Source organism: Massilia sp. X63 (genome assembly GCF_041023745.1).
GTDB lineage: Bacteria > Pseudomonadota > Gammaproteobacteria > Burkholderiales > Burkholderiaceae_D > Telluria.
Genome location: NZ_JBFTEF010000003.1, coordinates 431571 through 444027, shown reverse-complemented (window position 1 = coordinate 444027; position 12457 = coordinate 431571). Strand labels below are relative to the sequence as shown.

Below are 12457 nucleotides of genomic sequence, written 5' to 3'. Positions count from 1 at the left end.
CTTTATACCGGGATCTGCCTGGCGCGTCCAGACGGGCGTGCGCGGTGTCGGGCGCTGCAATGAAAAACGCCGCATGTTTGCGGCGTTTTCACTGTACCTGGTTGGGCTGCCCCACCGGGCTGTTCACGCCCCTGACCGGCGGCGGCATCTGCACCTGGTTCGGCGGCGGCGGGTTCTGGCCCTGCGGCTGCGCGCCCTGCCCCGGGACATTCGGGTCCATGGGCGGTTCCTGCACCGGCACCGCGTTTTCCGGGGTGGTCGGGGTGCCGCCCGGCGGGCCGCCCGGCGGCGGCACCGACGGCATGTTCGGCGGCGCGGCCACGACGCCCGGCGCGGTTTGCGGCTCGACACCCGGGGCCGGCGGCGCCGCCACCGGCTGCGCGACCGGCGGGGCAGCCATGCCGCTCATCTGGCCGGACGAGCCGGTATCGGGCGCCAGGTCGACCCGCTTCATGACGCCGCCTTCGGACAGCATCACGTAGCGCGGATGCACTTCGGCCACCGTCACCCCCGGCACGATCTCGCGGCCGATCCGCACCGCCTTCGGCGGCTCGCCTTCGGCCACCAGGATTACCGCGCTGTTGGGACCGGCCGAGACGATGCCGGTCAGCTGGTAGTTGGACACCGCCACCGCGGTCGGCTGGCCGCCGAACAGGTAGGCGGCCGCTTCCGGGCTGGGCTCGCCCTGCGCCACCGCGGGCGCCGGCGCCAGCGGACGCTGCTGGGGCTTGTACAGCTGCAGGGCCCAGTAGGCGATGGAGGCCACCAGCAGCACCAGCGCAACCAGGGTGAAAAGGAGAGGCAAACGCTTGTTCATGGTTCCCTTGTTATTGTTCTCGCTGTTCAGCTTACCTTACCAGCTGGTTGATTTCGATAATCGGCATCAGGACCGCCAGCACGATCAAGAGCACCACCAGGCCCATGGCCAGGATCAGCACCGGCTCGAGCAGGCCGGCAATGGTCAGCGTGCGACGCTCGAGGTCGGCCTGCTGCGAGTTGGCCGCGCGCTCGAGCATCGCGGGCAGCTCGCCGGTGATCTCGCCGGCCCGGATCATGTGCACCAGCATCGGCGGGAAGTGCTTCTGCGCCGACAGGGCGCGCGCCAGGCTGACACCCTCGCGCACGCTGGCGGTAGCCTGTTCGACCAGTTCGCGCATCGCCACGTTCGACAGGGTGTCGCGGCTGGTCTCGAGCGCGCGCAGGATCGGCACGCCCGACCCGGTGGTGATCGCCAGCGTGCTGGCGAAGCGCGCCGTGTTCAGGCTGCGTTCGAACTTGCCGTACACGGGGGCATTGAGCAGCCAGGTATGCCAGCGCCGTTTCAGGTCGGGGTTGCGCAGCGCGCGCCGCCACAGCCAGAACGCGCCGACCAGCAGGATGCCGACATAGATGCCGTAGGCCCGTACGAAGTCGGAAATCGCCAGCATCATGACGGTGAGGAAAGGCAGCTTCTGCTTGGTGTTGGCGAACACCGAGACGATCTGCGGCACCACGTAGGTGAGCAGGAAGATGACGATGGCAAAGGCCACCACGGTGACGATGGCCGGATAGGTGAACGCCAGGCGCACCTTCTGCACCAGCGCATTGCGGCGCTCGATGTAGTCCGCCAGGCGCGACAGCACGCGCGAGAGCTGGCCGATCTGCTCGCCCGACGACACCAGCGCGCGGTAGATCTCGGCGAAGTCGCGCGGGTGGCGCGACAGCGCGCTTGAAAAGGCCGAGCCGCCGATGACTTCGGAGCGGATCGAGGCGATCAGGTCGCGCACGTAGGGACGTTCGGCCTGTTCCAGCAGCGCCGTGAAGGCCTGCTCCAGCGGCAAGCCGGCTTCCAGCAGGCTGGCCAGCTGGCGCGTGAACAGCGCCAGTTCGACCTGCGACAGGCGTTCGCCGAAGCCGCGCGAGCGCGCCACGCCGGCTTCGTCGACCTGGGCCGCGATCAGCTCGACGTTCAGGGGTGTCAGGCCCTGGGTGCGCAGGTCGGCGCGCGCCGAGCGCGGGTTGTCGGCGTTGACCACGCCCTTCTTGGTCGCGCCGCCCGCGTCCACGGCCTCATAGCGGAATGCCGGCATCCGTCAGCCCCTCAGTCCTTGGTCACGCGCACCAGCTCGGCGCGTGTGGTGGTGCCATCCTGCAGCCAGCGCTCGCCGTCTTCGCGCATGGTCTTCATGCCGGACCGCTGGGCGGTGTCGCGGATCTCGGCTTCGGATGCCTGGTTGTGGATCTGGGCGCGGATTTCTTCGGTGGTCTCGAGCAGCTCGTAGACGCCGACCCGGCCGTGGTAGCCGGTGTGGCCGCAGCGCTCGCAGCCCACCGCATGCCAGCCGCCGCTGCCATCCCTTGCGTCGCTGACCTTGCAGTGCACGCACAGCTTGCGCACCAGGCGCTGCGCCATCACGCCCAGCAAAGAAGACGACAGCAGGAACGGCTCGATGCCCATGTCCAGCAAACGCGTCACGGCCGAGGCCGCATCATTGGTGTGCAGGGTGGCCAGCACCAGGTGGCCGGTGAGCGAGGCCTGCACCGCGATCTGCGCCGTTTCCAGGTCGCGAATCTCGCCGATCATGATCACGTCCGGGTCCTGGCGCAGGATCGCGCGCAGGGCCTTGGCGAAGGTCATGTCGATGCGGGCGTTGACCTGGGTCTGGCCGACGCCATTGAGGTCGTATTCGATCGGGTCTTCCACCGTCATGATGTTGGTGGTGGCCGCGTTCAGGCGCGACAGCGCGGCGTACAGCGTGGTCGTTTTACCCGAGCCGGTGGGGCCGGTGACCAGCACGATGCCGTGCGGCTGGTTGATCAGGCGGTCGAACTGCGGCAGCAGTTGCGGGCTCATGCCCAGGTGGCTCAGGTCGAGGCGGCCGGCTTCCTTGTCGAGCAGACGCAGCACCGCGCGCTCGCCGTGCCCGGTCGGCAGGGTCGAGACGCGCACGTCGACCGGCTTGCCGCCGATGCGCAGGGTGATGCGGCCGTCCTGCGGCAGGCGCTTCTCGGCGATGTCGAGCTGCGACATGATCTTGATACGCGAGATCAGCGAGGCGTGGATCGCTTTCTTTGGGCGCACGATGTCGCGCAGCGCGCCGTCGACGCGGAAGCGCACCACCGAGGTCTGCTCGAAGGGTTCGATGTGGATGTCGGATGCGCCTTCGCGCAGCGATTGGGTGAGCAGCGCGTTGATCATGCGGATGACGGGCGCGTCGTCCGAGGATTCGAGCAGGTCTTCGATGGCCGGCACGTCCTGCAGCAGGCGGGTCAGGTCGAGGTCGGCGTCGAACTCGTCCACCACCTGCGAGGCGTCGCCGCCGGCGCCGGCATAGGCCTTGGCGATGGCGTCGTCGAGCTCGCCTCGCTCGAGGCGGCGCAGGGTGATGCGGCCGAAACGGCGCGAGACTTCCGCGATCGCGCTGGGTGTCGTGGCGCCGGACACCAGCACTTCGACGGCCTGGCCCGGTTCGTCCGCGCCGCGCGCCAGCACGCCGTGGTCACGGGCGAAGGCGAAAGGCAACAAATTGTTCATGGTCAGCTTATTTCTGGTTCGATGGCGTCACCGGACGAAACTGCGAGGCAGGTTGCGCCTGCTGGCCCTGCTGCCGCTGTTGCCCTGAAGGCACAGCCTGGCCGCTGGCCGCGCCCGGGGCGCTGCCGGCGGCCGGCGCGGTCTGCACCGGGGCGGTCGCCATGGTGCCGCCGACGGGCGGCTGGCCGTTGGTCAGCGGCGGCAGCTGCGGGGTGCCGAGGTTGCGCATCAGGATCGTTTCCTGCTGGCTTGCCTGGCCCGAGGCGCCGACCGCGCGCATGTAGTCGTAGCGGTCCATGGCCAGCGAGTTCGATGCTTCCTTGCTGCGCACCACGACGGGGCGCAGGAACACCATCAGGTTGGTCTTGACCCGGGTGCGGTTACGGTACTTGAACAGGTTGCCCAGCACCGGAATGTCGCCCAGGCCGCGTACTTTCTCTTCGCCATCGCCCTCGGTGTCCTCGATCAGGCCACCGAGCACGATGATCTGGCCGTCGTCGGCCAGCACATTGCTTTCGATCGCACGCACATTCGTGGTCAGGCCCGACGCCGCATTGCGGGTGGACGGATCGACGCTCGAGTTTTCGTGGTAGATCGCCATCTTGATCGTACCGCCTTCCGAGATTTGCGGGCGCACCTTGAGCAGCAGGCCGACGTCCCTGCGGTCGACGGTCTGGAATGGGTTGCCGCCGCCCGTGGCAGCCGTGGTCGTGTACGAGCCGGTGATGATCGGGACGTTCTGGCCGACCTTGATCGTCGCCAGCTCGTTGTCCAGGGTGATCATGTTCGGTGTCGACAAGATGTTGGCATTGCCATCGTTTTCAAGGGCGCGCGCCACCGCACCCAGGCCCAGCTCGCCGCCCACCTGGCGGAACAGGCCGAAGGTCAGGCCGCCCGGCACGGTCGGCACCGAGGTGCCCGACAGGCCGGTGCGCGCGGCCGCGGCCAGGTTGACGATGTTGCTGCCCTGGGCGCCGCCGGTGAAGGACTGGATGCCTCCCACGCGGTACTTGCTGTCGCTGTCGCCCGAGGCGCCGATCCACTGCACGCCGAATTCCGAGGCCTTGTTGGAGGTGACTTCGACCACCAGCGCTTCGATGTAGACCTGGGCGCGGCGCACGTCGAGCTGGTCGATGACGCTGCGCAGGTTGCGGTACACCGCGTCCGGCGCGGTGATGATCAGGCTGTTGGTGGAGGCGTCGGCCTGGATGAAGCCCGAGCCCTGGGCGCCGCCGGCGCCGCCCGCGGTGAGCTGGCTCTGCTGGCCGTAGGTGTTGCCGGTGCCGCCCATGCCGGTGCTGCTCTGCTGGCCCTGCTGGCCGCCGAGTCCGCCCTGGCCGGTGCCGCCGGTGGTGCTGCCTGCCTGGATCGAGCCGCCCGAGGTGCCCTGCTGCTGCACCGGCACCGCCGAGGCGTCCTGCGACACCACGGCGCGCAGGGTCTGGGCCACGCGGCTGGCGTCGGCATTCTTCAGGTAGACCACGTGAATATTGCCTTGCGACGAGGTCTGCTGGTCGAGGCGGGCGATCAGCGACTTGGCCAGGTTGGCGCGGGCCTGCGATGGCGCGCGGATCACGACCGAATTGGTGCGCGGGTCGGCCAGCACGGTGACGCGGCCCGAGTCGCCGCCGGCCGCCGGCTCCATCAGGCGGGTGACCAGGGCGGCGATGTCGCTGGCGATCGCGTTGCGGATCGGAACCACATCGAGGTCGGCCGCCACCGGGGTGTCGAGCGCGGCGATGATCTTCGCCAGGCGGCGCAGGTTGTCGGCGTAGTCGGTGATGACCAGGGTGTTGTTGCCCGGATTCGCCATGATGGAATTGTTCGGCGAAATCAGGGGACGCAGCACGGCGGTGAGGTTGGCCGCCGATTCGTAGGACAGATAAAACACCTGGGTGGCGATCTGGTCGCCGGTGGCCTTGCTGGCGCGCACGCCGCCGACCTGGGTCGGCGAAGACTGCGCCTTGGCTTCGGCTTCCGGCACCACCTTGGCATAGCCGTCGCCCCCGGTGACCACCGCATAGCCCTGCAGGCGCAGGGTCGAGGTCAGCAAGGCGAAGGCCTGGGTCTTGCTCAGGGGCTTTTCGGACACCAGGGTGAGCGTACCCTTGACGCGCGGGTCGATGATGAAGGTCATGCCGGTGTAGTGGCCGATCGCCTTGATCACCGATTCGATATCGGCGTTGACGAAGCTCAGCGCCGCCGCGTTCGCGCTCTCCTGGGCCTGGACCGGCGCCGGCAGGAACGTGCCCGCGGTGGTCGCGGCGAAGCAGCACAGCATGGCGCCGGCCGCAAGGCGGCGCAGTGCCGGCAGGCGCAAGCTGGTGGAGGCGACGACGTGAGAGCCGAAGATGGTACGGGGTATGTTATTCATTATCTGAACTCGAGTGCGATTATGTTTTTGCCGTTCACCATGCGACGCTGGCCCAGCAGGTTGAGCATATTGCCCAGCGTCTGTTCGTATCCTTCGGCAGCCGAAGCCTGGCCGGAAAAGCGCAGGCGGCCGTTCTGCAGCATACCTGAGCCCGACAGCAAGAGCGCACCGCGCACGGTACGCAAGTTGAGGTCGGCCTGGTTGCCGCGCCAGTCGAATGCCATTTCATAGCTGCCCAGCGGCCGGATGGGCGACATGCGCGAACCCATGTCGCTCATGCTTAATACTGTCCTGCCCTGCACCGCCACCGTATTGGGCTGGCGCAGCAGGTCGAGCGTATTCCAGACCAGGCGGATGGTGCCGCTGGGCGCCAGCGTGTTGAGCGGCGCTCCCAGCCCGGCCAGGCCCTCGGCCGGCAGCAGCAATTCGCCGCTGCTCACCTGCCATTGCGACCAGCTGCCGTCGATGCGGACCGGGCGCACCAGCGCTTGCGGGTTTTCCAGTTGCATGTGGACTTGGCCCAGCAGCACCAGCGGCGACAGGCGCCATGCGAAGCGTCCCGGCAGCAGCGGCGTCACCGCCCCGCCCTCGCCCGGCGCCCCGCCCACAAAGGCTGAGCCGTTCCAGAGCGTACCCTGCGCATCCCCCAGAGTCAAACGGCCGCCGGTCTGCTGTTCCACCATCGGCCCGAGCCAGGAAGCGGGCAGGAAGGCCAGCACCGTGACGAGCACGGTCAGCACGCTAGGCGCCAGCCAGAGCAGCAGGCGCTTCATTGGGCCGATGCGCTGGCCTGGCGCAGCGTGAGCGTCGCGTCGACCTGTCCTACCGCCGCCAGGGCGGTGAAGGTGGCGTCCTGCACCTGCACGCGGTTCTCGCGGCGCTGGGCGTCGAGCCAGGACACCAGGTTGGCAAAGGAGACGCCGTTGAACTGGAGCTTGGCGTATTCGCCGGTCATGGTGACCGAACCGGCCTTGAGGCCGCGCTGGGCCATGCTGGCATTGAGCGCCTCGGCGGTCATCGGCGGCACCTGGGGCGCCGGGTTGGCGGCCAGGGTCTGGGCTTCGGCGGCCAGGGTCTGCAGCTGGGCCGCCTGCTGGCGCAGCGCGGGCAGCGATTGGCGCAGCTTGTCGCGGCCCTCGATGGCCGGCGCCAGCAGCAGCGCATAGACCAGCGCGACCAGCACGACGGCCCCGCCCACGGCCAGGAACTTGCGTTCCTGGTCGGTGCGCGACAGCCACCAGGCGAGCGCGCGCTCGCGATAGGCGCCGAGCCTGGCGCGGATGTTTGTGGCGGCGTTCATTGTGCGGCTCCCGAATTGGGTACTGCCGTGGCGGCCGGGGCGGGTCCGGTGCTGCGGATGAGCCAGGTGGCGGGCGGCGTTTCTTCGAGCGTCAGCTTGCGTGCGCCGAGCGCGGCGCGCAGCTGGCTGGTAGAAGCGGGGTCGACGGTTTCAGGTTTGACGCGCACGGTGAGGGTGCGTTCCCTGAACTCCATTGACGCAATGCCCGGCGGACGCCCGAGGCCGCGTACCGCCTCGCCGAAGGCGCCTGCGATCCAGCCGAACTCGTCCTGGCTGACCTGGCCGCTGGCGGCCTTGGCGCGCCCGATGTTCTGTTGCATCTGCGCCACCGGGTCGATCACCGGCTGGTTCGGGTAGGCGCTGCGGAAGATCTGCGTCATTTCCTGGCGCACGGCGTCGGCTTCGCGCTTCAGGCGCAGCCATTCGATGTTGACGCCGATGATATTGACCACGATCGCGGCCAGCGCCAGGCGGATCGGCCAGCGCCAGCGGCTCCAGTCGCGCTGGGCCACGCCGGCGGTGCCGAGGCCAGGCACCAGGTCGAGCGTGCTGCTTTTCGCGCCCACGATCCAGTGCTCCCAAGCATCGCTTTCCAGCGTGATGCCGGGGCCGGCCTCAAGCAGCAAGGCCTGGTATTCGCCCAGCTGCGCGTGCGGCACGTAGAGCACCAGGGGCGCGTCGCCCGCCAGCGCGCGCGCCGTCTGCAGCGCGAGCGTGGGGTTGCCGTCCAGCGCCAGGCCGAGACCTTCGTATTGGCTCTGGCGCAGCAGCAATTCGTTGTGGCCGATGGCGGCGCTGACGCTGCCCGGCTGCAGGGGCAGGCATAGTTGCGAGGGCATGGCGGCGACCGCTTTCGCGCCCATGCCGAGCAGGGCCTTCACCATCGGTTCGAGCCAGTCGCGCTGGACCACGCCGACCGGGCGGCGGCCGTCGGGCAAGGCGGGGCCGGCCACCAGCACGCAGTCGAGCGGGTCGCCCAGGATATGTTCTTCGACCAGGGCCGGCAGGGCCGCGCGCAGGCGCGCGCCGGTCACGGGCGGGGCCTGGACCGCCAGCAGGGTGACGTCGGCGCCGGCCAGCAGCAGCACCACGCGGCGGCTGGCGGCAACCACGTCGCCGAGCTTGCGCAGCGGGCCTTCGCCCTGCTGCGCGATGGCGCCGGAATCGAGCATCACCGCGAAGCGGCACAGCGCGCCCTCGCCTTCGGCTCTGGCCGGGTGCCGGATATAAAGAGTAGTCAAACTGTCTCGCTTTCTTCTAATTCTGGCGGGTCCAGATTACTTGGGTGCCGCCTCCGACCATGGGAGCAGGATTACGCCTGATCAAGGACTCCGCATTCAGCGCTGCACGGTCGAGCCGGATACGGCTCTGCACAACAAACCAGTTGCTCTTGACGTCCCAGGTGTCGGGAATGGCGCCGCCGCTCCCGCCAGCCTGCGTTTCGAAATTCGCCTTGTCGCGCCATGCCCCCGTCTTGCGGCGCGCCACCAGGCTGTTGGCCTGGGATAGCGACATTCCCGGCACGATCGCCGCCAGCAACTCGGCCGGCACGGTATTCACGTTCAGCTTCGTGTCGTCGGCGCCATACGGCAGCACGATCAGGAACGGCCGCAGCTGCGCCAGGATCTGCGGCGTGATTCCCTGCACCGCCAGCAAGTCGTCCACCCGCAGCACCGGGATCGGCACGCCGTTTACGGGCGGCACCGGCGCCAGGTTCGACGGCTGCGGATTCGGATTCGGATTCGGATTCGGATTCGGATTCGGATTGGCCGGATCCACCGGCTGACCCTGCGCCACGAAATTCGCCACCCGGTCGGCCAGGCGCGCATCCAGGCGCAGGTTGTCGAGCAGCCGGCGGAAGATTTCCAGTTGCTCCGGGGTCTTCTGGCGGTCTCGTGCGAGATTGGTCAGATTGTAACGCGACGTGGCGTCGATGATGTTGCCGGACAGGGTCGCATCGAAAGTTTCTCCTTCGACCCGTTCGCGTTCGATGTACTGGTCGAGGCGGGTCTCGGCCAGGGGCGTGGCCCAGACCTGGTCGAGCGAGGTGTACATCGAGGTGTAGGCGTCCTGGCGCAGCACCAGGCTGGCCCAGTCGAGGGCGCCGCGCAGGATCCACTTGGTCTGCAGGTGCAGGCGCTGGTTCTCCATCGAGCGCACCTGTACCTGCTGCTGCCAGAACAGGCTGGCGACGATCGAGATGGCGAGCGTGGTGAGCAGCAGCGCGGTGACCACCGCGACGCCGCGCTGGCGGGCCCTGCGCTTGAATGCGACCTGGCGGCGCCGCATCAGGTGCCCCCGATCAGGAAGGATTTCACCATCGGCGCGGCCAGTCCGGTGGCCGTCAGGCCGACCTGGATGCCTTCGGGATCGGGCGCCTGCGCGCCTTCGGTGGCGGCGACCGGCTCGGTGTGCCAGGCATTGTTCTGCCAGGCCTGGACCTGCATGGCGGCCACGCCGGTCTGCAGCACCACCGGCGGCGCGGTCTCGGACGGCGCGTCGCCGGCGATCGACTGCCACAGGGCCTCCAGCTGGGCCAGGTCGCGCGTGCCCAGCGATTCGCGCCGCACCAGGGCGCCGTTCACCAGGCGGTAGGACACCACCACCAGCTGCGAGGGTTCGTTTTCGTTGTACACCTTGCGCACCAGGGTCAGGCGGTTTTCTTCCCACAGCAGGTTGGGACGGCGGCCGATGATCTCGCGTCCGGCCAGGTGCTCGCAGTCGCTCTGCATCTGGGCAAAGGCCAGCTGCATGCCGCGCGTGGTTTCCATCTGTTCGGTGAGGGCGATGCGGGCGCGCACGATGCCGTCCAGCCCGCGCCAGCCGAGCACGGCCAGGATGGCGAGGATGCTGATCGCCACCAGCAGCTCGACCAGGGTGAAGCCGCGGCGGCGCCGGTGCGGACGGTGATGGATGCTGGGCGTCATGTGCGCGAGGGCCTCAACACGAGCTGAACCAGTTTGACGATGCGGCGCTCGGGACGTTCGCCGTCATACACCGACACTTCGATCCGGCGCAATTGCGGGTTCGGACTGGTCAGGACCTGTTCCTCGCAGATCAGGTTGAGGTCGCCCTGCCCGCAAGGAAAATTGCGCTTGCCGACTTCGGGGAATTCTTTGCCGAGGCGAATCTGCACCAGCCGGTTCTCGGCCGACCAGGTCGCCATCATGGACGCGCGCAGGCCGGCGCTGTTGGAGGTCAGGCTGCCGACGGCGCGCAGCCCGGCGCCGAGCGCGGTGCCGACGATGACCAGCGCGACCAGCACTTCGAGCAGGGTGAATCCGGACTGGCCGCGTGTGCGCATCGCTGCTTTCCCCTTATTCGACAGTGAAGTGACCGACGCCGTCGGCGTGGATCGCGACCGCGTTGCCCCCGGTGGCGAGGGTCAGCACGAAGGGCTTGTCGACCGGCTCGCGTCCAAAGGTGATGCGCACGGTGCTCGGATCGCTGCCCGTGGTCGGCTGCAGCAGCAGCTGCAACGGAGCGCCGCGGAAAGTGCGTTCGCGCAGCAGGTCGTCGCGCGTGACCGGCTCCCAGCCGGTGTCGTTGCGCACCACGAAACGGTAGCGTTCGGGATTGGCCTCGAAGGCCACCTGGCGGTTGCGCACGATGGCTTCGTCGCGCGCCAGTTGCAGCAGCAGCGCGATGCGCTGGGCTTCCTGCTGCAGGTCCTGGCGCGGCGAGGGGATGGCGTTGAGCGAAGCGAGGCCCAGCGTGATGCCGATGATGACCATCACGACCAGCAGCTCCACCAGGGTGAAGCCGCGACCAGGCAGGGCGCTCCGGGCCCGCATGGGAAACCTTATTCCCAGGATCCGACGTCGGCATCCTCACCGGTGCCGCCGGGCTGGCCATCGGCGCCCAGCGAGAACACGTCGACTTCGCCGTGGATGCCCGGCGACAGGTACTGGTAGGGATTGCCCCACGGATCCTTCGGCAGCTTCTCCATGTAGCCGCCGGCCTTCCAGCCGTTGGCCGACGGGCCCGAGCTCGGCTTGGTGATCAGGGCCTGCAGGCCTTGTTCGGTGCTCGGATAGCGCTGGTTGTCGAGCTTGTAGAGCTTGAGCGCCTGCATCATGGTGGCGATGTCCGTCTTGGCGGCGGTCACGCGTGCTTCACCGGTACGGCCCAGCAGTTTCGGCACGACCAGAGCGCCGAGGATACCGATGATGACCACGACAACCATGATCTCGACCAGGGTGAAACCGCCGGAGCGGCGCTGCTTACGTTGCGAATCAATTTGCATGGATTAATCTTTGTAAGGACGTCGATGGAAGGCTGACAGTATAAGGCCACACGGGGGCATGGGCTACACGTGCACGGGAGCAATTGTAATCTGGAGTGCCCGGTTAACCCTGTCTTAAAGTGTACTTGTCGAAGTACTTACTTCTTGCGCAGATCGCGGTCGGCGCACACCGGGCAGCCCGGATTGCGCGCGACCTTGACTGCGGTCCAGTCCATGGCCCGGCCATCGAGCAGCAGCAGGCGTCCGGCCAGCGGCTCGCCGATGCCCGCCACCAGCTTCATGGCCTCGGCCGCCTGCATGGCGCCGACCACGCCGACCAGCGGCGCGAACACGCCCATGGTGCTGCAGGCAACATCTTCGAAGTTGCTGTCCGCAGGAAACAGGCAGGCGTAGCACGGCCCCGCCGCATCGCGCGTGTCGAACACCGACAGCTGGCCGTCGAAGCGGATCACGGCGCCCGACACCAACGGTTTGCCCTCCAGCACGCAGGCACGGTTGACGGCGTGGCGGGTGGCGAAGTTGTCGCTGCAATCGAGTACGACCGTCGCGTCACGGACGAGTTGCCGCAGGCGCTCGCCGTCCACGCGTTCGCGCAAGGCCGTCACCGTGATCTCGGGATTGATGGCCAGCAGGGCTGCGCGGCCGGACTCGACCTTGGGCTGGCCGACCCGCGCGGTGGTGTGCATGACCTGGCGCTGCAGGTTGGTGAGATCGACCTCGTCGTCGTCGACCAGGGTGATGCGGCCGACGCCGCCCGACGCCAGGTAGAGCGCGGCGGGCGAGCCCAGGCCGCCGGCGCCGATGACCAGGGCATGGGCGTCGAGCAGGCGCTGCTGGCCTTCGATGCCGATGTCGTCGAGCAGGATGTGGCGGGAGTAACGGAGGAGTTGAGTGTCGTTCATACCGCAGACTGTGCTTGCGTAGGGTGGGCGGCTATGCCGCCCACGCGGTGATAGTTACCAGCGAGATCATCCGGCACGACATCGGAGCCTTTTGCGCTCACCGCGTGGGCGGGAGACCCGC

Annotated in this window: 13 protein-coding genes; all 13 read right to left on the bottom strand. The window is 68.2% G+C overall.

The window, feature by feature from the left end:
• Nucleotides 1–88: 88 nt before the first annotated feature.
• Nucleotides 89–817, bottom strand: a complete 729-nt coding sequence (locus AB3347_RS09075; protein ID WP_369091456.1) for a hypothetical protein — start codon at nt 815–817, stop codon at nt 89–91.
• A 31-nt stretch (nt 818–848) separates the two neighbouring features.
• Complete coding sequence (gene gspF / locus AB3347_RS09070) at nt 849–2069, bottom strand: type II secretion system inner membrane protein GspF (RefSeq protein WP_369091455.1); 1221 nt, start codon at nt 2067–2069, stop codon at nt 849–851.
• Nucleotides 2070–2080: 11 nt separating this feature from the next.
• Nucleotides 2081–3514 (bottom strand): type II secretion system ATPase GspE, encoded by a 1434-nt coding sequence (gspE, locus tag AB3347_RS09065; RefSeq protein ID WP_369091454.1) that lies wholly within the window; start codon nt 3512–3514, stop codon nt 2081–2083.
• A gap of 7 nt (nt 3515–3521) precedes the next feature.
• The gene (gene gspD, locus AB3347_RS09060; RefSeq protein WP_369091453.1) at nt 3522–5888 is read right to left on the bottom strand and encodes a type II secretion system secretin GspD; all 2367 of its coding nucleotides are present in this window, start codon (nt 5886–5888) and stop codon (nt 3522–3524) included.
• A complete protein-coding gene (gene gspN, locus AB3347_RS09055; protein WP_369091452.1) occupies nt 5888–6661 on the bottom strand; it encodes a type II secretion system protein N in 774 nt (257 codons plus the stop codon). The genes gspD and gspN overlap by 1 nt, the downstream gene beginning before the upstream one ends.
• Nucleotides 6658–7188 (bottom strand): type II secretion system protein GspM, encoded by a 531-nt coding sequence (gspM, locus tag AB3347_RS09050; protein ID WP_369091451.1) that lies wholly within the window; start codon nt 7186–7188, stop codon nt 6658–6660. Before gspM ends, gspN begins: the two co-directional genes overlap by 4 nt.
• On the bottom strand, nt 7185–8429 hold the full coding sequence (gene gspL, locus AB3347_RS09045) for a type II secretion system protein GspL (protein WP_369091450.1): 1245 nt from the start codon (nt 8427–8429) through the stop codon (nt 7185–7187). The genes gspM and gspL overlap by 4 nt, the downstream gene beginning before the upstream one ends.
• 16 nt (nt 8430–8445) lie before the next feature.
• Nucleotides 8446–9477, bottom strand: coding sequence for a type II secretion system minor pseudopilin GspK (gene gspK, locus AB3347_RS09040; protein ID WP_369091449.1), 1032 nt, complete (start codon nt 9475–9477; stop codon nt 8446–8448).
• The gene (locus tag AB3347_RS09035; protein ID WP_369091448.1) at nt 9477–10115 is read right to left on the bottom strand and encodes a prepilin-type N-terminal cleavage/methylation domain-containing protein; all 639 of its coding nucleotides are present in this window, start codon (nt 10113–10115) and stop codon (nt 9477–9479) included. The genes gspK and AB3347_RS09035 overlap by 1 nt, the downstream gene beginning before the upstream one ends.
• Nucleotides 10112–10492 (bottom strand): type II secretion system minor pseudopilin GspI, encoded by a 381-nt coding sequence (gene gspI, locus AB3347_RS09030; protein ID WP_369091447.1) that lies wholly within the window; start codon nt 10490–10492, stop codon nt 10112–10114. Before gspI ends, AB3347_RS09035 begins: the two co-directional genes overlap by 4 nt.
• A gap of 13 nt (nt 10493–10505) precedes the next feature.
• Nucleotides 10506–10982 (bottom strand): GspH/FimT family pseudopilin, encoded by a 477-nt coding sequence (locus AB3347_RS09025; RefSeq protein ID WP_369091446.1) that lies wholly within the window; start codon nt 10980–10982, stop codon nt 10506–10508.
• Between the two features lie 8 nt (nt 10983–10990).
• Nucleotides 10991–11434, bottom strand: coding sequence for a type II secretion system major pseudopilin GspG (gspG, locus tag AB3347_RS09020; protein WP_369091445.1), 444 nt, complete (start codon nt 11432–11434; stop codon nt 10991–10993).
• 137 nt (nt 11435–11571) lie between these two features.
• The gene (locus AB3347_RS09015; protein WP_369091444.1) at nt 11572–12336 is read right to left on the bottom strand and encodes a ThiF family adenylyltransferase; all 765 of its coding nucleotides are present in this window, start codon (nt 12334–12336) and stop codon (nt 11572–11574) included.
• Nucleotides 12337–12457: the final 121 nt, after the last annotated feature.

What these genes read in the sequence shown, in the direction of transcription:
- AB3347_RS09075 (WP_369091456.1), bottom strand. Translation starts at nt 817, where the DNA reads ATGAACAAGCGTTTGCCTCTCCTTTTCACCCTGGTTGCGCTGGTGCTG.
- gspF (WP_369091455.1), bottom strand. Translation starts at nt 2,069, where the DNA reads ATGCCGGCATTCCGCTATGAGGCCGTGGACGCGGGCGGCGCGACCAAG.
- gspE (WP_369091454.1), bottom strand. Translation starts at nt 3,514, where the DNA reads ATGAACAATTTGTTGCCTTTCGCCTTCGCCCGTGACCACGGCGTGCTG.
- gspD (WP_369091453.1), bottom strand. Translation starts at nt 5,888, where the DNA reads ATGAATAACATACCCCGTACCATCTTCGGCTCTCACGTCGTCGCCTCC.
- gspN (WP_369091452.1), bottom strand. Translation starts at nt 6,661, where the DNA reads ATGAAGCGCCTGCTGCTCTGGCTGGCGCCTAGCGTGCTGACCGTGCTC.
- gspM (WP_369091451.1), bottom strand. Translation starts at nt 7,188, where the DNA reads ATGAACGCCGCCACAAACATCCGCGCCAGGCTCGGCGCCTATCGCGAG.
- gspK (WP_369091449.1), bottom strand. Translation starts at nt 9,477, where the DNA reads ATGCGGCGCCGCCAGGTCGCATTCAAGCGCAGGGCCCGCCAGCGCGGC.
- AB3347_RS09035 (WP_369091448.1), bottom strand. Translation starts at nt 10,115, where the DNA reads ATGACGCCCAGCATCCATCACCGTCCGCACCGGCGCCGCCGCGGCTTC.
- gspI (WP_369091447.1), bottom strand. Translation starts at nt 10,492, where the DNA reads ATGCGCACACGCGGCCAGTCCGGATTCACCCTGCTCGAAGTGCTGGTC.
- AB3347_RS09025 (WP_369091446.1), bottom strand. Translation starts at nt 10,982, where the DNA reads ATGCGGGCCCGGAGCGCCCTGCCTGGTCGCGGCTTCACCCTGGTGGAG.
- gspG (WP_369091445.1), bottom strand. Translation starts at nt 11,434, where the DNA reads ATGCAAATTGATTCGCAACGTAAGCAGCGCCGCTCCGGCGGTTTCACC.
- AB3347_RS09015 (WP_369091444.1), bottom strand. Translation starts at nt 12,336, where the DNA reads ATGAACGACACTCAACTCCTCCGTTACTCCCGCCACATCCTGCTCGAC.